This is a genomic window from Providencia sp. Je.9.19, from assembly GCF_051129765.1.
Classification (GTDB): domain Bacteria; phylum Pseudomonadota; class Gammaproteobacteria; order Enterobacterales; family Enterobacteriaceae; genus Providencia.
Genome location: NZ_JBCPSS010000001.1, coordinates 134,210 through 154,528, shown reverse-complemented (window position 1 = coordinate 154,528; position 20,319 = coordinate 134,210). Strand labels below are relative to the sequence as shown.

21 protein-coding genes are annotated in these 20,319 nt (G+C 38.8%); 11 read left to right on the top strand and 10 right to left on the bottom strand.

The features are described 5' to 3' along the window. The first annotated feature begins 5 nt into the window (after nucleotides 1–5). Nucleotides 6–623, top strand: a complete 618-nt coding sequence (locus tag AAZR93_RS00745; RefSeq protein ID WP_294107713.1) for a bifunctional 4-hydroxy-2-oxoglutarate aldolase/2-dehydro-3-deoxy-phosphogluconate aldolase — start codon at nucleotides 6–8, stop codon at nucleotides 621–623. Between the two features lie 83 nt (nucleotides 624–706). Here AAZR93_RS00745 and AAZR93_RS00740 read toward each other — a convergent pair whose 3' ends face one another. Both AAZR93_RS00740 and cbpA read right to left on the bottom strand, forming a co-directional pair. Then, nucleotides 707–1,003: a chaperone modulator CbpM gene (locus AAZR93_RS00740; protein ID WP_434718683.1), complete on the bottom strand. Its 297-nt coding sequence runs from the start codon at nucleotides 1,001–1,003 to the stop codon at nucleotides 707–709. Then, nucleotides 1,003–1,941 (bottom strand): curved DNA-binding protein, encoded by a 939-nt coding sequence (cbpA, locus tag AAZR93_RS00735; RefSeq protein ID WP_434718682.1) that lies wholly within the window; start codon nucleotides 1,939–1,941, stop codon nucleotides 1,003–1,005. Before cbpA ends, AAZR93_RS00740 begins: the two co-directional genes overlap by 1 nt. 281 nt (nucleotides 1,942–2,222) lie before the next feature. On the opposite strand from cbpA, the gene AAZR93_RS00730 reads away from it, so the two are divergent. Continuing rightward, nucleotides 2,223–2,669 carry a GNAT family N-acetyltransferase gene (locus AAZR93_RS00730; protein ID WP_336430844.1) on the top strand — a complete coding sequence of 149 codons (447 nt, stop codon included), beginning with the start codon at nucleotides 2,223–2,225 and terminating at the stop codon, nucleotides 2,667–2,669. A 352-nt stretch (nucleotides 2,670–3,021) separates the two neighbouring features. On the opposite strand, the gene AAZR93_RS00725 is transcribed toward AAZR93_RS00730, so the two are convergent. Together AAZR93_RS00725 and AAZR93_RS00720 are read right to left on the bottom strand one after the other, a co-directional pair. Then, entirely contained in the window at nucleotides 3,022–3,735 is a 714-nt protein-coding gene (locus AAZR93_RS00725; RefSeq protein WP_294107719.1) for an RNA polymerase sigma factor FliA, read from the bottom strand. A 456-nt stretch (nucleotides 3,736–4,191) separates the two neighbouring features. Then, nucleotides 4,192–5,340, bottom strand: a complete 1,149-nt coding sequence (locus AAZR93_RS00720; protein ID WP_434718681.1) for a FliC/FljB family flagellin — start codon at nucleotides 5,338–5,340, stop codon at nucleotides 4,192–4,194. 358 nt (nucleotides 5,341–5,698) lie between these two features. Between AAZR93_RS00720 and fliD the strand changes: the two genes are divergently transcribed. From fliD to fliT, 3 genes are read left to right on the top strand one after another with little or no spacing between them, the layout of a single operon-like run. Continuing rightward, nucleotides 5,699–7,135 (top strand): flagellar filament capping protein FliD, encoded by a 1,437-nt coding sequence (gene fliD, locus AAZR93_RS00715; RefSeq protein ID WP_434718680.1) that lies wholly within the window; start codon nucleotides 5,699–5,701, stop codon nucleotides 7,133–7,135. 5 nt (nucleotides 7,136–7,140) lie between these two features. Further along, complete coding sequence (gene fliS, locus AAZR93_RS00710; protein WP_294107726.1) at nucleotides 7,141–7,539, top strand: flagellar export chaperone FliS; 399 nt, start codon at nucleotides 7,141–7,143, stop codon at nucleotides 7,537–7,539. Next, entirely contained in the window at nucleotides 7,529–7,918 is a 390-nt protein-coding gene (gene fliT, locus AAZR93_RS00705) for a flagellar protein FliT (RefSeq protein ID WP_336430845.1), read from the top strand. The genes fliS and fliT overlap by 11 nt, the downstream gene beginning before the upstream one ends. A 201-nt stretch (nucleotides 7,919–8,119) precedes the next feature. On the opposite strand, the gene def is transcribed toward fliT, so the two are convergent. After that, nucleotides 8,120–8,623, bottom strand: a complete 504-nt coding sequence (def, locus tag AAZR93_RS00700; RefSeq protein WP_434718679.1) for a peptide deformylase — start codon at nucleotides 8,621–8,623, stop codon at nucleotides 8,120–8,122. A gap of 693 nt (nucleotides 8,624–9,316) precedes the next feature. Between def and AAZR93_RS00695 the strand changes: the two genes are divergently transcribed. Next, complete coding sequence (locus AAZR93_RS00695) at nucleotides 9,317–10,429, top strand: YadA C-terminal domain-containing protein (RefSeq protein ID WP_434718678.1); 1,113 nt, start codon at nucleotides 9,317–9,319, stop codon at nucleotides 10,427–10,429. A 161-nt stretch (nucleotides 10,430–10,590) separates the two neighbouring features. On the opposite strand, the gene AAZR93_RS00690 is transcribed toward AAZR93_RS00695, so the two are convergent. Beyond that, nucleotides 10,591–11,091: a hypothetical protein gene (locus AAZR93_RS00690; RefSeq protein ID WP_434718677.1), complete on the bottom strand. Its 501-nt coding sequence runs from the start codon at nucleotides 11,089–11,091 to the stop codon at nucleotides 10,591–10,593. A gap of 404 nt (nucleotides 11,092–11,495) precedes the next feature. Between AAZR93_RS00690 and AAZR93_RS00685 the strand changes: the two genes are divergently transcribed. Beyond that, nucleotides 11,496–11,951: a DUF1097 domain-containing protein gene (locus AAZR93_RS00685; RefSeq protein ID WP_294107736.1), complete on the top strand. Its 456-nt coding sequence runs from the start codon at nucleotides 11,496–11,498 to the stop codon at nucleotides 11,949–11,951. Between the two features lie 570 nt (nucleotides 11,952–12,521). Here AAZR93_RS00685 and AAZR93_RS00680 read toward each other — a convergent pair. The 4 genes from AAZR93_RS00680 to fliE form a co-directional block, all read right to left on the bottom strand. After that, nucleotides 12,522–12,749 (bottom strand): sulfurtransferase TusA family protein, encoded by a 228-nt coding sequence (locus AAZR93_RS00680; RefSeq protein ID WP_294107738.1) that lies wholly within the window; start codon nucleotides 12,747–12,749, stop codon nucleotides 12,522–12,524. An 8-nt stretch (nucleotides 12,750–12,757) separates the two neighbouring features. Next, a complete protein-coding gene (locus AAZR93_RS00675; RefSeq protein WP_434718676.1) occupies nucleotides 12,758–13,801 on the bottom strand; it encodes a YeeE/YedE thiosulfate transporter family protein in 1,044 nt (347 codons plus the stop codon). Between the two features lie 85 nt (nucleotides 13,802–13,886). Continuing rightward, the gene (locus AAZR93_RS00670) at nucleotides 13,887–14,558 is read right to left on the bottom strand and encodes an MmcQ/YjbR family DNA-binding protein (RefSeq protein ID WP_434718675.1); all 672 of its coding nucleotides are present in this window, start codon (nucleotides 14,556–14,558) and stop codon (nucleotides 13,887–13,889) included. A gap of 441 nt (nucleotides 14,559–14,999) precedes the next feature. Then, nucleotides 15,000–15,311: a flagellar hook-basal body complex protein FliE gene (gene fliE / locus AAZR93_RS00665; protein ID WP_336430847.1), complete on the bottom strand. Its 312-nt coding sequence runs from the start codon at nucleotides 15,309–15,311 to the stop codon at nucleotides 15,000–15,002. Nucleotides 15,312–15,552: 241 nt separating this feature from the next. Between fliE and fliF the strand changes: the two genes are divergently transcribed. The 4 genes from fliF to fliI are packed head-to-tail and all read left to right on the top strand — an operon-like array spanning nucleotide 15,553 to nucleotide 20,312. Beyond that, on the top strand, nucleotides 15,553–17,238 hold the full coding sequence (gene fliF, locus AAZR93_RS00660; protein ID WP_336430848.1) for a flagellar basal-body MS-ring/collar protein FliF: 1,686 nt from the start codon (nucleotides 15,553–15,555) through the stop codon (nucleotides 17,236–17,238). Further along, nucleotides 17,235–18,227, top strand: coding sequence for a flagellar motor switch protein FliG (gene fliG / locus AAZR93_RS00655; RefSeq protein ID WP_294107748.1), 993 nt, complete (start codon nucleotides 17,235–17,237; stop codon nucleotides 18,225–18,227). The genes fliF and fliG overlap by 4 nt, the downstream gene beginning before the upstream one ends. Beyond that, a complete protein-coding gene (fliH, locus tag AAZR93_RS00650) occupies nucleotides 18,220–18,951 on the top strand; it encodes a flagellar assembly protein FliH (RefSeq protein WP_336430849.1) in 732 nt (243 codons plus the stop codon). Before fliG ends, fliH begins: the two co-directional genes overlap by 8 nt. Continuing rightward, nucleotides 18,948–20,312, top strand: a complete 1,365-nt coding sequence (gene fliI / locus AAZR93_RS00645) for a flagellar protein export ATPase FliI (RefSeq protein ID WP_294107752.1) — start codon at nucleotides 18,948–18,950, stop codon at nucleotides 20,310–20,312. The genes fliH and fliI overlap by 4 nt, the downstream gene beginning before the upstream one ends. Nucleotides 20,313–20,319 lie beyond the last annotated feature (7 nt).

Genomic DNA, 20,319 nt, shown 5'->3' with positions numbered 1-20,319 from the left:
AAATAATGAATCAGCTACTTGAAAAAATAAAAAGTCTCAAAGTTGTCCCTGTTATTACAATTAATAACGCTGAACATGGCGCACCACTCGCAAAAGTATTGATGGAAAATGGCCTACCTTGCGCTGAAGTGACTTTTCGCACCCCTGCGGCAGTACAAGCAATTAAAAACATGCGAGCGGCTTATCCTGATTTGCTCATTGCCGCTGGTACCGTATTAACTACAGCTCAAGTGGATCAAGCCATTGAAGCTGGTGTTGATTTTATTGTTAGCCCAGGTTTTAATCCAAAAATCGTCGCTTATTGCCAACAAAAAAATGTGATTATCATTCCTGGTGTGAATAGCCCAAGTTTGGTTGAACAAGCTCTCGAATTTAATCTAACTACATTGAAGTTCTTCCCTGCGGAAGCTTCTGGTGGTGTTGCGATGTTAAAAGCCTTAGGTGCCGTTTACCCAGTCAAATTTATGCCAACTGGCGGTATTGGTTTAAACAATATTGCGCAATATACCGCACTACCGTCTGTTCTCGTTTGTGGTGGCTCGTGGATGGTACCTAATTCGCTGATTGATAGCGAAAATTGGCAAGAACTTGGTAAGTTAGTGGCTGAAGCCGCAAGTATTTAATTTTTAGTTAAATTGGCAAGCCTCGTTACCAAAATTTTAAATGGTACGAGGCTTGCTGTTTGCATCGAGGAAATTAACGCAAATCAACTATTAATAAACCGTTTTAATTGTTGATGTAATTTATTGTTTTCTTGCTTAAGCAGTTCATTCTCTTCAAGTAAATTGATGGTAATTGCAATACCCGGCCAATCAATTTCCAGTTCATGATAAAGGCGTACTGCACGTTGAACAATAACAACCGCACTATCATCAAATAACCATTCTGTATGGCTGATAATGGGTTGAACTATCCCTAAACCGACAATTTCATTCAATTCATCTTCACGGATACCCGTATGAACGCAAAATTCAACAGTTGTGAGTGTAGTAACTTGTCCCATTATTTTTTCCCCCAATCTTGGCGTGGGTCAAAACCTTGCTGGGAGGCTGCGAGTTTCTCCCAAAGTACAGTCGCTTCAGCATTCGTATTGGTTGGCATGACTATCTTAATGATAGCGTACAGATCGCCGGTTTTTTCTTTACTCGCCAACCCTTTGCCTCTTACGCGCAACCTTTGTCCCGCTTGGCTATTAGCTGGTATCGTCAAGGCAATTTTTTCTTTCAAGGTCGGTATGGTGACTTTAGCGCCTAAAGCCGCCTCCCATGGAGCGAGTGGGACAACAATTTCAATATCATGATCTTTAACATCAAATAGCGGATGCGGTGCAATACGAATTGTTAGCCATAAGTCGCCATTTTCGCCACCATTCTCCCCTGCCGTTCCTTGCCCTTTTAAACGAATTCGTTGCCCTTCTACAACACCTGCCGGAATTTTCACATTCAGAGTTTTAGGTATTTCACTTTCAACAAAGCCATAAGCATTATATACAGGCAGGTTATAACTCAGAGTTCGCGTATGTGCTTCTTGGGTTTCTTCTAAAAAAACGGCCAATTCTATTTCTAAATCGTGACCGCGCGTACTACGTTGTTGATGCCAAGAGCTGCGCCCACGTTGGCCAAATATTGAGGAGTAAATGTCGTCAAAATCTTCAGGGCTGGCCCCTTGCTGACGATAAGATTGATTAGGCTGCCCTTGGCCATATTGCTGAAATTGTGGGTCATTTCTGTGTTCCCACAGTTGGTCGTATTCTGCTCTTCGCTCTTTGTCACTCAAAACTTGCCACGCTTCGGCAATTTCTTTAAAGCGCGCCTCCGCATCGGGTTCTTTACTGACATCTGGGTGATATTTTCGTGCTAGGCGACGATAAGCCGTCTTGATTGTTTTTAGGTCATCGGTACGTTTTACACCCATAATGGTGTAATAATCCTTTAATTCCATAGTCATATCCTGTTTATTTCATGGTGGATAGATTTCTTATGGTGCTCTACGATATCAATTATAGGTCAGGTAAATATAATAACCGACTCAAATTTGACTTATATGACTTAACGCATAAATGCCACTATTTTAGAGGATATCGGTAATATCTATATATGTTTATCACTACCATTATCAATGTAGAAAGCAATTCAGCCCCACAAAAATACAAAAAAAATAGGCAATTTTTATAATTTCACGCTAAACCTATAAGAGCATCTTTCTTTGCAAAGGACCACTCTATGGACGCAATAGCAAATGGCCTTACTTATCACGTTAATCACTCGATTGCGGTTGAAGATTTTATTACGCTAATTAGGCAATCACCGCTCAATGCGACGGTTCAAACCGATAATATCGTTCAATTAGAGAATATGCTGAATAATGCAGATTTGTTGATTAGTGCATGGGATGAAATACAGGTGGTTGGTTTTGTGCGAGCGATCACCGATTTTAGTTCTTGTTGTTATATCGCCGAATTAGCGATAGATACGAACTATCGCCAGCATGGCATCGACCGACAGCTTATGCGTATGGTCGCTGAAGAACTCCCACCCGAGTGCGATATCCTGTTTCTGTCCACTGAAAGCAACCACACCGGATACTTAAAATTGGGCTTCAGCCAATCACCCCGCGCATGGCACACAAATGCCAAAAATTTTTTAGATAAGCTGAATGAATCACAGTGATTAGCTGATAAATAAACAAAAATAGTTATATATCAAATGATTATAATATCGAAATAGATTTAACAACAGCACAGCAGTAACTAAATAGTTCACCATACGAATGGAAGACAAACGAAGATATACTTTAGAAATAACTTAGTATTTTAATTTTTAATTTTTAATTTTTAATTTTTAATTTTTAATTTTTAATTTTAGAATTAAGTCAGTTTTCCCTCGCCACCCATCTGATGCTCAAAATAATTCGTATTGTGGGTAGGCGGCCAGTGAGGATATCTTGGGGAGCATACATAAGTATGTGACCCAAGTAGCCGAGAGCAGTCAACACCCCTACAATGCGAAGTATGACGAGCATCTATTTGAGACGACCGCGGAGACGCTTAATAGCTTGACTATGCAACTGACTCACCCTCGACTCCCCGACATCCAACACCGCCCCTATCTCTTTTAAATTCAGCTCCTCCTGATAGTACAGCATCAAGACCATTTTCTCCCGTTCAGGTAGTTGGTCAATTGCAGCTACAATTTGCTCACGCAAACTGGATTCCATCAGTAGGCTTAACGGGTTTCCACCATCGTCATCATCCATTGAGGGTTCACAACTTTCCCCATGAATTTCATGCCATTCATCATAAGAGGATAGCTGGCTGTTATTGGTGTCTAGCAAGGCTTGGCGATATTCAACGAGGTCAATGTCGAGCGCTTTGGCAATTTCAGGCTCGGTGGCACTGCGCCCAAGGGATTGCTCCAATGTGCCGATCGCTTTCGTCATTTCACGGGCTTGACGACGCACACTACGTGGCGCCCAGTCACGGCTACGCAGTTCATCGAGCATAGAACCCCGAATACGCTGTACCGCATAGGTGGCGAACGAAGCCCCTTGGGTAGCATCGAAACGTTCCAATGCATGCAATAAACCGATGCCCCCCGCTTGAATTAAGTCGTCGATATCGACACTGGCGGGTAATCTGACTTGCAGTTTTAGGGCTTCATGGCGTATTAGAGGGTAATAACGCTCCCATAGGCTATTTTTATTAATGACACCTTCGGCAGTATACAAATCACTCACAACCTGAATCACCCTTCAAGTTTTACGAAAGGTAGTTATTATCTGTGTTGATTTTAATTTCAATCCGCAGAGTAAGGCGCTAAATCAGGCTCTATTTACCCTATCCTAAATAGGTAAAATTTGAATGATTACCATTTTAATGGTTGTTCTAAGTGGATTTATGGTGTGATTTGTTGGTGACACAAGAGATAAAATTCAGCACTATTTTTCTTAAAAATTAATTGGTTAGAGCTAAATCTTAGGCTTTACATTTGAAAAATGGGAGTTTTAAAAATGGCTAATGATGGTCTAAATAATTCGAGTTGTAGGAAGGCGGCAAATAAGGTTATCCCGATGAGCGTACATAAGTACGTGATTCGGGTGGCCTTATGCAGCCAACGCATCTACGACTTGAAGTATGACGACCAAAGAAAAAGGCCAGCAATGCTGGCCTTTAATCAGGAATACAAGTCTAAATTAACGAAGCAGACTCAGAACACCTTGTGGAACTTGGTTAGCTTGTGCCAACACTGCAGTACCTGCTTGTTGCAGGATCTGACCACGGCTCATGTTAGAAACTTCTGTTGCGAAGTCAGCATCTTGAATACGGCTGCGTGCTGCGCTCAGGTTGTTAACAGAATTGTTCAGGTTGTTGATGGTAGATTGCATACGGTTTTGAATCGCACCCAAATCTGAACGGAAGCTATCAACTTGAGCCAATGCTTTGTCTAAAGTATCTAATGGCTTCAATGCAGATTGCTCTTTTTCAGTTATAACATTACCTTTTGCAAAGGCAATTTCTGCTGGGTCTGTAGCTGGAGTAGTACCATCAGTAACACCATAAGTTGTTTTTACTGTATACTCTTTGCCATCAGCAGTTTTACCTACAACATACACATTTTTACCATCAGCTTTACCATCTGCATCTAATTTTTGGTATACTTTAGCTTCAGTAAATGTAACATCAGTTTTACCATCTGCATCAAATTTCATTGCTTTTAAAGCAGTATCAGTCGCACCAGCTCCGACTGCAACGCCCCCTGGTCCTTTCATCGCATCGAAATCAGCTAAAGATATTTCTTCACCCATACCTTTGCTTGCTGCATCAAAACCAGTTAAGCCTAAAGTAGCACTGTCGATTTTTTTCAGGCCGATAGAGATAGTTTCATTATCGTTAGTACCGACTTGAATACTCATTTTAGTGTCTTGAGTTAATACTTTTACACCGTTAAATTGAGTTTGTTCAGAGATACGGTCAATTTCTTCCATGCGAGCTTTAACTTCTTTATTGATTGACTCTAAATCGCTCTTAGAGTTAGTCCCGTTTTGTGCTTGAGCAGTCAGTTCACGAACACGTTGTAAGTTATCGTTAATTTCGTTAACTGCGCCTTCAGCGGTTTGTGCGATAGAAATACCGTCGTTCGCGTTACGTGCAGCTTGAGTTAAACCTTTAACGTTTGCAGTGAAACGGTTAGCAATTGCTTGGCCCGCAGCATCATCTTTTGCGCTGTTGATACGTGAACCTGAAGATAAACGCTCAATTGCAGTACCCAGTACGCCTTGTGAACGGTTTAAGTTGTTCTGAGTAGTCAGAGACAGAATGTTAGTGTTGATAACTTGAGCCATGATTTATATCCTTGTTATTCATATTAATACGTTAAGCCTAGATGCTTAACTCTGTAAATTTCGTCAGCAAGTAGATTATCGGCTGCAACCAAAACCCCTTTAGGCCTTTTAATGAATATTTTTGTTAACAAGGTAAGAAATGGCGCTGCTATCAGCTTCTTGACGGATAACTTTTTTATTTAATACCCGAATTTTCATTCATTTCATCATCATTTATTCTTAATAAAGATAATTACCTCTATTTAGCCCCCTTACTCCCGTCATCATTATTTATAGAAATAGTCTAATATTTTCAGCCCATCCGCCGATAAAGAGCTAAACAGTATTTATTTTTAGGATTTATATTCAGGAGTAAGACATGGCAGGTATATCTACACTCGGTATCGGGGCTAACTTAGATTTAAACGTCCAAATGGACCAACTTGAAGCGATGGAACGCCGTCGTCTTGATCCGCTAAACACCCAAAAAGCCAGTTATGATGCACAAATCAGTGCCTTTGGCAAAATGCAATCTTCATTAGAAAAGCTTAAAAAAGCAGCGGAAGATTTAAAAAAGTACGGCGATATCAGCACCACTAAAGTGACGGGTGAATACAAAGCTTTTGACGTCAAAACGGATGGTAAAGCAGTTGCCGGTGTGCATGACATTTTAGTTACTCAGCTCGCTAAAGCGCAGACCATTGCCACCAAAGGGCAAACAGATAACAAAGCGCTACTCGGTAGCGATGCCGCTGAACGTACAATTACCATTACTCAGCCTTCGCAAAAAAAAGATAGTGATAAAATCGTTATCAAACTTGATAAAGAAAGTACCTCATTAATTGAAATTGCCGATGCGATTAATAAAACCGATAAAAATATCACAGCTTCAGTAGTTAAAGATAAAACCAACAATTACCATTTGGTTGTCACCTCTAAAAAAGAAGGTACCGAAAACCGCATTAGTATTAATGTTGATGGGGATGATACCTTAGCTGCCATATTGAATGTCGAATCTGACATTGACGATAAAGGTAATGTGACTTTAAAAAATGCAGCTAGCTCTGGTATGGAGCAAAAAGTTGCCCCGCAAAATGCCCTGCTTGAAATTGATGGCTTTGAATTAGAATCACAAACCAATGAAGCTAAAGACTTATTCCCTGGTTTAACGCTCACCCTAAAAAAAGAAAGTGAAAATGGCAAACCCGATCATTTAATTGTGTCGGAAGACATTGAACCAGCCAAAGCAAAAATCAAAGTTTGGGTCGATGCTTATAATGAATTCCAAACACTCGCCTCTGAATTAACCAAATATACACCAACAGAAAGTGGCACCGCCCCCAATAAAACTAACGGCCCACTGATTGGTGATTCAACTTTACGAGGCATTCAGAGCCAATTACGCACACATGTACGAACAGCCCAAAATAGTGGAGAGCTCAATTTACTCAATAAAATGGGTATTAAACAAAAGCTTGACGGTACCTTAGAGATAGACAATAAAATTTTAGATAAAGCGCTAAAAGAGAACCCTTCCAGTGTTAAAGTATTTTTTGCTGGTGACGGTGAAAAAACTGGCTTTGGTACTGAAAATTTTAATTTCTTAAAAGATACTTTAGACAGTAAAGAAGGCACCTTACATAACGCCACTGACGGCATACAAAAGAAAAAGAAAAGCCTCGATAAGCGTATTGAACAAACCAATAAGCAAATTGAAAACACTATGGACATCTATCGTCGTCAATTCCAAAATCTCGATAAAATGATGAGTTCACTTAGTAGCACCACAAACTCATTAAGCAGACTTTTAGGTTAATCATTATGTATCAACGTAAGGCCAATCAAGCTTATCAACAAGTCAACTTAGAAAGTGAAATTACCAATGCGACACCTTACCAACTGATTCAAATCTTATTTAAAGGGGCATTAAGTGCCCTTAAACGAGGTGAAATCTTTATGGCGCAAGGCAAAGTGGCAGAAAAAGGTAAAGAAATCTCAAAAGTTATCGACATCATTGACACAGGCTTAAAACAATCGCTAAATTATGAGGCTGGCGGTGAGCTTGCTGAAAATTTAGCAAGTTTATATGACTATATGGTCATGCAACTATTACGCGCCAACCTCGAAAACGACGTGGCTTTAGTCCAAGAAGTTTACCAATTACTCTCCGATATCGCGTCTGCATGGCAGCAAATCGGTGCAAATGTGGATGAAAGATAATCAGGTGGACAATAAAAATCCTATCGATTTACAAGAAATATATCGTAATGTCTTAGTATTAAGTGAAAATTTAGTGGCCTTGGCCAAATCTGCACAGTGGGAGACGCTAGTTTCTCGCGAAACAGAATATGTGCTTGCGGTTGAAAATCTCACCGTATTAACCCATGAATACGAACAGCAAGAACCGATTACTGATGAATTTATTCAGTTTTTGCAGCAAATTATTGAGAATGAACGTATCACTAAAGAGTACTTACAAAAACATTTAAATTTTCTCAGTAAAGAAATGAAGCAATTAGAACAAAAGCGGGTACTCAATAATAGCTACGGACAGTTTAATGATTCAGAGACCCCTTATATTATTAAACCCATGGAATGAGCATTCAGGTGTCAGGCATTTCTAGCTGGCACTTAAACCCTCCGTTTAAAAATATTAGCAATCAATAGATTCGCTATATAACTTGATAATTAAAATCTAACCGCCACATACTTCAACCCGAATCCCACGCGCTACTTATCGTATTCATCGGGAGGTTTTAAAATATCGTAGTCGTTTGGAATGAACAAATAAGCAGATAGCTTATTGCTTTAAACGTTGCTGTTTCTTTAATTTTTTCAACAGCATATTACGTTTTAATGTTGATAAGTGGTCGATAAACACTTTGCCGTGTAAGTGGTCAATTTCATGTTGCATCACAATAGATAAAAACTCATCGCTATCAACAATAAATTGTTCACCATTTCTATCGAAAGCTTTCACTTTGACACGTAAAAAACGATCAACATCCGCGTAGATCTCAGGGATAGATAAGCACCCTTCCTGATAGCTTGTTTCCCCTTCACTTTCAATAATTTCAGGGTTAATAAACACCATAGGTTGATTACGGTCATCAGAAATATCAATCACCATTATCGACAACGTTTCAGCAATTTGTGTCGCCGCCAATCCAATACCGCTATCAGTGCTGTACATGGTATCTAATAAATCATCGATTAATGTTTGTACTGCCGCGAAATCTGTGACAGGCTTACACTTGATGCGCAATCTTTCATCAGGAATTTCAATAATCGTTCTTACTGCCATCGCTTAAATCCTATTAATTCAATTACTTTAATTCAAATATCTATAAAATATTATCGTCTTTTTATTTTTGTGATTACATGCAAAAAATGTCATATCTGTTTGATTGATGATATCTTTTATTATAACTCAATACGTTAGCGCATGATCAGCGTTTTAATCACTTAACAAAAATAGATTACATAACAAGTTTTACAGAAAAATAACATGTTATATAGAAAAAAACACCTGAATTAGAAAAAATAGTGATGAATTATTTTGATAGATGCTTTATTCAACAGCTTGTTTTCTTGATTTATCTTTTAGCTCATGGCCTTCACGATTATAGTTTTACACTGCTACCACCATAAAAACTTAACTCATTGATATTTTTATGTAATTCAAAATAAGTCAAATACATAATAAACTTATAGTGTAACTTTTAATTCACTCAATTTAATTAAAATTAATTTCACTTTTAATATATTAATTTATAAATAAACACCAAAAATAGGCTAATCACTTTAATTTTCATTGTAAATGTTACCGTGTTAATTTTAATCAACCACGGATATACCGAACCAAAATCATTAAAAAACTGATTTTACCATTAAAATAAAATTCTTTATTATTAAGTTTCACGTTAAAAAGCAAAATTAACTAAACTTAATTTATTAATTTTAATTATTATTTTTTCAATTATATGGAAATTACAGAATGAAAAAGAAATTATTATTAAATAGCATTACTATTACTTTGCTATCGAGTTTATCTTATACCACTATAGCAAATACAGTTGTTAATAATGAAGCAGAATTAGATGATGGATATGAATATACATCTCATACATATAATATGCCCACTCCCTCCTTAGATAACTTAAAAAATAAAACCAATAATTCTACATATTCAAAACCGGCCCCTACTTTGGATGACTTAAACGTAAAAACTGAAAACCAAAATAAGGTATCACTAGCGATTACATCAACGTCTAAAGAACTCGAAGATCTTGTTACTCATGTCCCCCTTATCTCACCTTTATCAACAACAACTTTGAATTCAACGATAAAAGATAAATTATTACAACAAGACGATTCAAATGAAGCTATCCCAACTATGGCTATCATCAGTACCGAAAATGCGTTAGGCAGTAGTGCATTAAACATGCTACATCTGGAAGAATTTACTGAGGGGCTTATTACTGCCTTCACCCCAGTTCCCCCACTAACGCCGCCCGCTAAATTAGCTGCGCTTCCTAATAATACCAATTTAAAAAATCCAAATAGACTAAAAAACACTATTCATCAATTATATACAAACTCAATAAAAACAAATAAATCGGTAATAGAAACAGCAAACAGAGTCAATAATTTAGTTGATGAAGTCAAAAATACAAATAAAAATAATTACGAGTTAAATAATAAAATAGAAACAAGTTTTAAAAATATAGATAAAGATATTAGTAAAAATAAAAATATAATTACAGCGATGAAGGCCAATGCCATAAAAACGCAAAAAACTAATGATAAAAAGTTTACTGCATTCGAAAGCAAATATGATAATGCAGTTAATCAACTAGACAACAAGATTGATAAAAGATCTAAAGAGGCTAATTCAGGTATTGCCTCGGTTGCCGCCATGAGCAACATTCCATATGCAATCAATACACGTTTTAGTGCTGGTGTTGGTGCAGGAAACTACAAAAATGGTACCGCGATCGCTGCTGGTGCACAGTATCAACTCAAAGAAAACGTAAACTTACGTAGTTCCATATCATGGAATAACTCAGATAGTGCTGTTATGGGGGCGGGTATCGCTTTTGGCTGGTAATTCAGCTGTTAACACCCACAACAGCTAAAGTTATTTTTTAATTACCACTCACTAATAGTGCATAGTGAATAGCTCAATAGTGAATAGTCCCGACATCTTCTCGGTGCTATTCACTAGTCATATCTGTTAATTAAATCTACTACAGAAACTGTCTTACTAATTTACTCTTGGGTATATGTCACTATCGCGATCGGCGTTGGATTAATGGTAATCCAAAGGTTAGACATACCTATGGTTGTTTTTGATGATTCGCCAACTTTATTACATGTCGGTTCAAGCTGACACTTATCACTAATTAATTTACTCGTTTCTTTATTAAAACCCTTCGACGTTAAGTAACTAAGCTCACTATTCAATTTACCCGTAAAATTATCAAAATTAGGTTTAGGCAATGAATAATCCTCAACACCGACAAGAGTTGTAACCACTTGGGTAAGGTTATTACTCTCAAATATAAGCTGATTTTGATAGCTCCAATCATTGAATGGCTTTTGATTATCGAACGTGCAAATGGTTTTACCTCCATTGACTTTACAATCACCGCCTTTGATAAAATTGACACTATCGATCGTTTGTCCCCAATTAAGACCAAACGGTGCGTTAGATGCATTATCACACCCAGCCAAAACCAATGCAGCAAAACCAGCAATAATCCATTTCATTCAGTTACTCCCACTATGCATTATTCAATTGTTATTCATCAATACTTCCATCGATAGACTCACTAAAATAGCTAAGTTCAAATAATGGAAAGTGGAGATCTACAGTAAGCTTAAATCATCTTAATTTAAAGCTGATAAATTTGTCTTATACAAATTGCAACGCTTCTCCTGTCCCTATACAATGCTTGGCTTTGTTAGATAGCGTGGCTGTAATAACATAATAAAAATCATAATATTTGTATGTTTGGCAATTATATTGGCACTTTTCCCCGATGAACTCCCCTGCAAGGGCAATATAACCGCATAAAGTCGGCTCAATAATGCCTAAATTTGATGGATGAACCACGTTACAGCACTAACGGATTCGTTCTACTCACTTGTAACTATAACTTTAAGTGTAAATTGTGAAGATACTTTTCTCTCTTTCTTTGACCACAGCACTGCTTTCAGGCGTCTGGGCATGGGTTGCTGACGCATTAGGGCTCATCGGGTGGGCCGGATTTTTAGGCTGTACAGCCTATTTTGCCTATCCTAAAGACGGCATCAAAGGACTTGCTGTAACCGCTATCACTGTCGCTAGTGGTGTTGCTTGGGGTTTAATTATTATTCATGCCAGTTTATGGCTAAAAGATTCTCCGAATGTTATCGGATATCTCATCACAGGCGTTATCGCTTTTATAATGTGTATCCAAGCCCATAAATCATGGTTTGCTTATATCCCTGGAACATTTATTGGAGCATGTGCGATATTTGCCGCTCAAGGCGAATGGGCGATAACAATACAATCTTTAATCGTCGGTGTTTTGTTTGGCTATTCCATGAAACAAAGTGGACTTTGGTTATCTCGAAAATTGAAATAATCAATTATCTCAAATTTGTGCGAATACGTAGGAAATCTAAAGAGATAAATTTGGGTAATAAATCAAATAAAAAAAACCGCCATAATGGCGGTTCGAACATAATCAAAATGAAACCAAGGGAAATTCAAGACCAAACTGATAATACATTAAATTCACATACTAACAATATATAACACAATGATTTAACTAACTAATAACAACCATATAAACCAAGTATGAATACCTAATAATACGGAATAAATAGCAAAAGTATTATTAAAGAAACGATAATACCACTATCATGGTATTCGTTTAATGATTAAAATAGTTGATATGACTGAGTGAATATTCATTAACTAAAATAAGAAACTACACAAGAACGGAGTAATTAGGATTTATCTGTATGATTTTATAAAGCACCAAAGTAAGAATCAGATTTAAATCTTGCATAAAGTAAAATATAAATAACAAATATTAAATAAGGAAGGAAAAACTAAAAGCATTTTAGTAATAACAAATAAAGATAATAGCGTAAAAATTTACCATAGCGTTAAGTAATAGCGGCGGATATACCGCCACCGTATGCTAATGTTACCCTTTCTTTATTTGCATGCGCCACTGAGCATCTGCGAATTGTTCAAACTCAACAACTTCATGTCCCTCTTCAGCTGCCCATCGAGGTATATTTTCTGTTGCTTGCGCACAATCGTATTCAATGACAAGTAGATCTCCCGTTGCCATCAATTCTATTGCTTTTTTAGCTTCAATTAATGGAAATGGACATAGATGGCCGCATGTATCTAATTTAACTGTATTCATATTGTTTCTCACTTTTTCGTATATTGTGGACGAATGATCGTAAAGTAACTAACAATCCAACTTCCCAGAATGATACAGGGAATAAATGCCCAACCTTGCCATGAAAACCAAGCTGTATTCACTAAAGTATTTCCTAACATACAGCCACCAGCTAACCCACTCCCTACCCCCATAAACAAGCCGCCAATTAGACTTTTGAAAATGACAGGAAAACCTGGATGACGAAATTTAAATTCTCGACTTCCCTTTGCCGCAATAAATGAACCAACAAAAATACCAATCAGTAAAAAGCCAGCCCAATTAAAAAATTTCAAATTTCCTTCAGTCACTAACGAGAAAAGTTGAGCGCTCGGACCACTAATTCCCAAACCGCCAATTCGCCCATCAGAAAGACTTGAAGGCCATGCTAATAATGCAATAACGCCAATTATTATTGCTGAAATAAAGGGATGCCATCTAGCTTCAAAGAGCAAATGTGCAATTCCTATTCTTTTAGCTTTCATTCTCGGTATTTTTATCGATGACGTTTTCTTGAGATACCTAAATACCAATAACCCTGTAATTGCGACTAATATAAAAATAGCGATATAAGGAGGGATATTAAATGTCTGAGTGATAGTGCTGTTATCTAATTTTGGGGAGGTGATCGGTTGAAATAGATTTTTTAATATCGACTGCCTAATCAACCAACTTGCAATAACAAAACCCACTACTGCTAAAATACTGCCAATTAACCCCTCTGCTGCTCGATAATAAGCACCTGTTGAGCAAGACCCTGCACATCCCATTCCAATACCAAAAAGAAGTCCGCCAACAATCGTAGCCAACCACGCAAATGCATCTGTCGGAATTTTGGCCAACTCAAAATGGGCGAAAATAAATAAGCCGATACTCTGAATAGAGATAACAATTAAAATTGCAATCAGCATTCGAGTATCACGAAAAAGATAGAGATCGCGTAAGCCGCCAGCCATACAAAAGCGTCCACGTTGCATTACAAAGCCGAGAAGAATTCCTAAGAAAAGCCCGGAGAGATGAGATAAACTTATCATAAGCATCATTCCTATTGAAAACGGATATTCTACTTAGGATAAAATTTAATTTTTTAGATCTAAGTCATGCATATTTAAATAATTTTTATTTTGCCAAATGATAACTTGCATTCAACTTATCAACTATTTCTTCAAAACTTACCCTTCCATCTAGGCAAATAGTGAACCAGTGATTTTTATTCATATGATATCCGGGGAGATATTTATCATTATCAATTATTTTTTCTTTATCTTCTGGACGCATTTTTAAATCTATAATCTCAATAATGCCTTCACCAGATACGCCTATTTTACTTCTTTCAACGGTTAATAATGCAGCAAACCATTTTTGATTATCCAACCGTCTCACAATCGCATTATTGGGAAATTTAGCCCATAAATATTCAAACTCAATGGAATATTCAACATTAACGTACTCAATAATTTTATTGGCTAGTTCTGACTTAAAAACATTGTTATCAAAACATTTCTCGATGATATCCGATAATATTTGATTATACTCTTGGCGAACAAGGCCAACAAATTCGCCTGTCGATGTTGGGTTTAAATGTAAAGTATATTCTTCTCCTGCATTCAAATCCGTTAACATTGTATGAACTACACCAGAAAGCGAAATAGTTATTTTTAAATGAAAACCACTGCTTTTTAATGTGCATTCATACTCATAACATTGGTCACCTAAGATAAAGCCATAATCAATCAAGCGACCGAAATTAGGCTTTTTATTCTTGAAATCAACACGTTCAATTGTATTCATTGCACACCATAGCGTTAAATGTATTTAGATGAATGATTTTTATATCTTAACACTTTAAGTTTTATCAACATCCTATAATTTGATTATCACTTATTGTGCCATTCCCATATCAACTTATCATACTCTGAATGAGACGTGATATTTTCAATTAGAATTAAGTAAAAAATTAAGTAAAGAATTTAGTCATGTTCAGCGAGGTTGTAGCCATATATCATCAAAACTGGGGGAGGCGATGAAAAATCGATAAGAAGAATGCTAATTTAAAAAAGAATGACGTTAATATTAAGAATCAAAATAAAAAGCTCTAACTAAATAATGAAATAAAAATTATGATAATTAAATAAAACCGCCCCACTAAGATCCTATACGAATATCACAAATGAATATTGCAGAAAAACATGAGTAGAGCTATAAATGCATAATAATCAATTATATAATGTATTAAACAGGCATTGACATAATTTCTTGATAAGCTGACACCAGCTTATTTCTTACCTGAATCCCCATTTGTAGGCTCAAGCTCGCTTTTTGCATATCAACCATCACATCATTTAGGGAAATATCTTGTTTACCTAGCGTAAAGTCTTCGACTTTCTGTGCTGATTGATTACGTACCTGATTAATTTGATTAACGGATGCAACTAAGTGATCGGCAAAACCAACAGGCTCAATGATAGGCTTAGTTTGATTTGTCGCTTGTGTCGCCACAACATTTAGCTGTGATAAAACGCCTTCAATTGCTTGGATTGTCATCTTTTTCTCAACTTGTTATAGAGTAAATTCTTTCAAAAAATTATTTAGCTTGCCTACCCTACCACACCATTTTTAACTTGAAGCCGATAAATAACACCTAAATTAGGGGCTGATTCCGTCATTAGAACCCAACAAAGCATTAAATAATAGCAGCGTAAAAAAGTGACGTTACGAAGAGGGAAATAACATTGTTTCACCAAAAGTATTTTCATCCGTCTAGTCTGCAAAGCAGGGAATATTTATGAGTGCCGCATCTAAAGATACGGGAGAGGCCAAAACAGGTTTTGCCTCAATTGTTGAGAGTATAAAAGCCAATCCTAAAATACCGTTAATTATTGCCGGTGCTGCAGCGATATCGATTGTTGTCGCCCTTCTTCTCTGGTTACGCAGCCCTGACTATCGCGTACTGCTTAGCAATTTGAGTGCTAAAGACGGTGGCGAAATTGTAAGTCAGTTGACTCAGATGAATGTACCATATCAAATTGCTGATAATGGTAGTGCCATTTTGGTTCCCGCGGATAAAGTCCATGAATTGCGCCTAAAATTGGCACAAACGGGTTTACCTAAAGGTGGTAACACCGGATTTGAGTTACTTGATAAAGAACAGTTTGGTATTAGTCAGTTTAGTGAACAAATTAACTACCAACGTGCTTTAGAAGGTGAATTATCTCGGACAATTGAATCACTTAGCCCAGTACAAAGTGCTCGGGTACATTTAGCTATTCCCAAACCGACTCTTTTTGTTCGTGAACAAAAATTACCAACAGCGTCAGTTACCGTCGGCTTATTACCTGGCAGAATGCTTGATGAAGGTCAAATCAACGCTATCGTACATATGGTGTCAAGCAGCGTAACGGGTCTGACAGCCGCTAACGTGATTATAGTTGATCAGACAGGTCGTTTGCTAACGAATAATGATAATAGCCAGCAATCTGCTAACAACGCACAAATAAAAATGACCAAAGAGATGGAATCACATCTCAAACAACGCATTGAAGATATTCTGTCGCCATTAGTCGGTCGTGCAAATATTCATGCACAAGTTACCGCCCAAATGGATTTCTCTAAAGTTGAACAAACTTCCGAAGAATATAAGCCAAATCAAAAACCTGATGATGCTGCTATCCGTTCGCGCCAAAACAGCCAAAGTACGCAAAATAGCAACGGCGGTCCAGGCGGTGTTCCGGGTGCACTCTCCAACCAACCTGCTAGCGCGCCTAATGCTCCAATAGAAACCAATAAAGATAATAAAGACACACAGCAAACCGCTAACACGCGTAATACGACAGTTAACTCGCAAAGCGATGAAACGACAAATTACGAAGTGGATCGCAAAATTAGTCACACCCAGCGACAAATCGGCGTGGTTGATAGGCTTTCTGTCGCCGTTATCGTTAATTATCATTCTCAGCAAGGTGAAAGTGGTCCAGAAATGAAACCATTGCCACCAGAAATGATGAAACAAATTGATGCATTAACCCGTGAAGCGATGGGCTACTCTGCTAACAGAGGCGATTCAATCAACATTACAAACTCATTATTTACCGATGAGTCACCGATTGAAGCTGAGCCATCGATGCTGGATAACCCGCAGTTGATCGCCCAAGCCTTGGATTATGGAAAAATTTTGCTGATTGCCATTATTGCTTGGTTTATGTGGCGCTTTGGTATTAAACCTCAATGGGTTAAATACCGTAAAACACAGCAAGCACAAGCGGATGCCGATGTTTTTGTCGCGACACAGAAAATTGCACCATTCGTCGTAGAAGAAGAAATTGATGAAGAGATGGATGAGAAAACCCGTCGTCGTCTGACTCGTCAACGCGTGAGTGCTGAAATTCAAAGTCAACGTATTCGTGAAATGGCCGAAAAAGACCCTCAAGTGGTGGCTATGGTTATCCGTCAGTGGTTAGGAAAATCGCAATGAGTTTAAGTGGAACAGAAAAAAGCGCCGTAATGCTAATGACTCTCGGCGAAGATCAGGCTGCGGAAGTATTTAAGCATCTGAATCCAAAAGAAGTTCAACAATTGAGTATGGCGGTGTCTAACATGCGCCAAATCTCCAACAATGAACTGGCGGAAGTGTTAACCGAATTTGAAGAATCAGCCATTCAGTTTGCAGCATTGAATATCAACACTAACGATTACCTACGTTCAGTGTTGATCAAAGCACTTGGCGAAGAACGCGCATCAAGCTTGCTCGAGGATATTTTCGAAAAACAAGAAACCACTTCAGGTATCGAAAGCCTCAACTATATGGAACCGCAAACCGTTGCCGATATCATTCGTGATGAACATCCGCAAATCATCGCAACCATATTGGTTCACTTAAAACGCAACCTTGCAGCCGATGTTTTAGAGTTATTTGAAGAGCGTCAACGCAATGACATTATGCTACGTATCGCAACCTTTGGTGGCGTACAGCCAGCGGCATTAGCAGAGCTGACTGAAGTTCTTAATAACTTGCTTGATGGCCAAAATCTCAAACGCAGCAAAATGGGTGGCGTAAGAACCGCGGCAGAAATTATCAACTTGATGAAAAATCAGCAAGAAGAAAGCGTTATCGATGCAATGCGTGATTACGATGGTGAGCTGGCTCAGCGTATCATTGATGAAATGTTCCTATTCGAAAATCTTATCGAAGTGGACAACCGCAGCATTCAGCGTGTTCTACAAGATGTTTCTACCGATTCGTTGGTTATTGCCCTCAAAGGCAGCAATCAAGCGCTGCGCGACCATTTCCTCAACAATATGGCCGCACGTGCAGCCGAAATTGTTCGCGACGATTTGGAATCTCGTTCACCAGTGCGTATGTCACAAGTGGAAAGCGAGCAGAAAGCCATCCTACAAGTGGTTCGCCGTTTAGTCGAAAAAGGCGAAATTGCGATAGGTGGTGGAGACGATGTCTATGTCTAAGTCAACAAAATCAAACGAACAATGGCAGCCTTGGCAACTACGTGAGCTTAATCAATGGGAGCTTAATTCCTCAGGAATTCCTTCATTAAGTAATGTACCTGAGCCAGATGTGCCTAAGATCCCCTGCCTTGAGCCAAAAGAGGTGTTAGAGCAAATTAATTTGCTGGATAACATCAAAGCAGAGGCTCAGCGCACGGGCTTTCAGCAAGGTCATGAAAAAGGCCAGCAAGAGGGTTATCAAGCCGGTTTTGAGCAAGGCCTACGAGCAGGAGAAGAACAAGGTCGCGAGCAAGCTCTCGCCCTGCAACAGCCCGTTATCGAAACTTGGCAAAAATTGCTGTCTGAGTTTAATTATTCTCTAGATACCTTTGATACGGTAGTGACCACCAAGTTGCTGCAAATTGCATTAACTGCGGCTAAGCAAGTTTTGGGCCAATCTACCGTTTGTGATGGTACTGCATTACTTGAAGAAATCAGTAACCTATTACAGCAAAAACCTGTCTTTAGTGGTCAGCCGGAATTGCATGTTAATCCAAATCATTTTGAGTTGATTGAACAGCACCTTGGCTCACTGCTGAATCTTAATAATTGGCGTCTAGTGGCTGATCCAAAATTGCATATTGGTGGTTGCCGTGTTGTCGCTGAAGATGGCGAAATTGACATGACCGTTGCCACTCGTTGGCAAGAACTGTGCCGGTTATATGCACCGGAGAGCTTATCATGACCGCTCGATTAGGGCGCTGGATTGCAGCACTCGATGGTTTTGAATCTCGAATGAAAGGTATTCCAATGGTGCGCCAATACGGCCGCCTGACTAAAATCACCGGATTGGTGATGGAAGCCGAGGGCATCAAAATGCCCTTGGGCGCCACCTGTTTTATCGAGCGTTCTATGAATGGCGGTACTGATGAGGTCATTTGTGAAGTTGTCGGCTTCAATGGCCCTCGCATGTTATTAATGCCATTAGCCGATTTAGAAGGTATTGCGCCCGGTGCACGTGTTTATGCACAATCTACTGGTGATGAAGGACAAACTAGCCGTTTATTACCTCTGGGTAATGAGCTGCTCGGCCGCGTGCTAGATGCACAGGGTAATCCCCTTGATGGTAAAGGCGTACTCGAAGTTAAAACACGCGCTCCGCTAATTACTCCACCTATCAACCCATTAGAACGATCGCCAATTAATAGCGTACTCGATGTTGGTGTCCGCGCCATTAATGCCTTACTCACCGTCGGTCGTGGCCAGCGCATGGGTTTATTTGCTGGTTCTGGCGTCGGTAAAAGTGTGCTTCTCGGTATGATGGCGCGCTTTACTCAAGCCGATATTATTGTGGTTGGATTAATTGGCGAACGTGGCCGAGAAGTTAAAGACTTTATTGAAAATATTCTAGGTGCCGAAGGCTTAAAGCGCGCCGTTGTCGTCGCGGCGCCTGCGGATGTTTCCCCACTATTGCGCATGCAGGGGGCATCCTATGCCACTCGTATTGCTGAATATTTTCGCGACCTCGGTATGAGTGTTCTATTAATTATGGACTCGCTTACCCGCTACAGTATGGCGCAGCGTGAAATTGCATTAGCTGTCGGTGAACCGCCTGCCACCAAGGGATATCCACCTTCTGTTTTCGCCAAACTTCCGGCCTTAGTTGAACGAGCGGGTAATGGTAAAAATGGCGGCTCAATCACGGCATTTTATACCGTATTGACCGAAGGGGATGATCAGCAAGACCCTATAGCTGACTCTGCTCGCGCTATTCTTGATGGCCACATTGTGCTTTCTCGTTCTTTGGCTGAATCAGGACATTATCCTGCGATTGATGTTGAGGCTTCCATCAGTCGCGCAATGACTGAATTAATCACCAAAGACCATTATCGTAAAATTCAACGCTTTAAACAGCTGACATCAAGTTACCAACGCAACCGAGATTTAATTAACGTCGGTGCTTACGCAATGGGAACCGATCCTTTACTTGATTCAGCCATTCAGTATTACCCACGTATGTCTAAATTTTTACAGCAAGATATTGATGAACGTTGTGATTATCAAACAGCTTGTGAGCAACTTATACAGGTTGTTCCAAGTGAATAGCGAGGGG

What these genes read in the sequence shown, in the direction of transcription:
- AAZR93_RS00745 (WP_294107713.1), top strand. Translation starts at nt 6, where the DNA reads ATGAATCAGCTACTTGAAAAAATAAAAAGTCTCAAAGTTGTCCCTGTT.
- AAZR93_RS00740 (WP_434718683.1), bottom strand. Translation starts at nt 1,003, where the DNA reads ATGGGACAAGTTACTACACTCACAACTGTTGAATTTTGCGTTCATACG.
- cbpA (WP_434718682.1), bottom strand. Translation starts at nt 1,941, where the DNA reads ATGGAATTAAAGGATTATTACACCATTATGGGTGTAAAACGTACCGAT.
- AAZR93_RS00730 (WP_336430844.1), top strand. Translation starts at nt 2,223, where the DNA reads ATGGACGCAATAGCAAATGGCCTTACTTATCACGTTAATCACTCGATT.
- AAZR93_RS00720 (WP_434718681.1), bottom strand. Translation starts at nt 5,340, where the DNA reads ATGGCTCAAGTTATCAACACTAACATTCTGTCTCTGACTACTCAGAAC.
- fliD (WP_434718680.1), top strand. Translation starts at nt 5,699, where the DNA reads ATGGCAGGTATATCTACACTCGGTATCGGGGCTAACTTAGATTTAAAC.
- fliS (WP_294107726.1), top strand. Translation starts at nt 7,141, where the DNA reads ATGTATCAACGTAAGGCCAATCAAGCTTATCAACAAGTCAACTTAGAA.
- fliT (WP_336430845.1), top strand. Translation starts at nt 7,529, where the DNA reads ATGAAAGATAATCAGGTGGACAATAAAAATCCTATCGATTTACAAGAA.
- def (WP_434718679.1), bottom strand. Translation starts at nt 8,623, where the DNA reads ATGGCAGTAAGAACGATTATTGAAATTCCTGATGAAAGATTGCGCATC.
- AAZR93_RS00695 (WP_434718678.1), top strand. Translation starts at nt 9,317, where the DNA reads ATGAAAAAGAAATTATTATTAAATAGCATTACTATTACTTTGCTATCG.
- AAZR93_RS00690 (WP_434718677.1), bottom strand. Translation starts at nt 11,091, where the DNA reads ATGAAATGGATTATTGCTGGTTTTGCTGCATTGGTTTTGGCTGGGTGT.
- AAZR93_RS00680 (WP_294107738.1), bottom strand. Translation starts at nt 12,749, where the DNA reads ATGAATACAGTTAAATTAGATACATGCGGCCATCTATGTCCATTTCCA.
- AAZR93_RS00675 (WP_434718676.1), bottom strand. Translation starts at nt 13,801, where the DNA reads ATGATAAGTTTATCTCATCTCTCCGGGCTTTTCTTAGGAATTCTTCTC.
- AAZR93_RS00670 (WP_434718675.1), bottom strand. Translation starts at nt 14,558, where the DNA reads ATGAATACAATTGAACGTGTTGATTTCAAGAATAAAAAGCCTAATTTC.
- fliE (WP_336430847.1), bottom strand. Translation starts at nt 15,311, where the DNA reads ATGACAATCCAAGCAATTGAAGGCGTTTTATCACAGCTAAATGTTGTG.
- fliF (WP_336430848.1), top strand. Translation starts at nt 15,553, where the DNA reads ATGAGTGCCGCATCTAAAGATACGGGAGAGGCCAAAACAGGTTTTGCC.
- fliG (WP_294107748.1), top strand. Translation starts at nt 17,235, where the DNA reads ATGAGTTTAAGTGGAACAGAAAAAAGCGCCGTAATGCTAATGACTCTC.
- fliH (WP_336430849.1), top strand. Translation starts at nt 18,220, where the DNA reads ATGTCTAAGTCAACAAAATCAAACGAACAATGGCAGCCTTGGCAACTA.
- fliI (WP_294107752.1), top strand. Translation starts at nt 18,948, where the DNA reads ATGACCGCTCGATTAGGGCGCTGGATTGCAGCACTCGATGGTTTTGAA.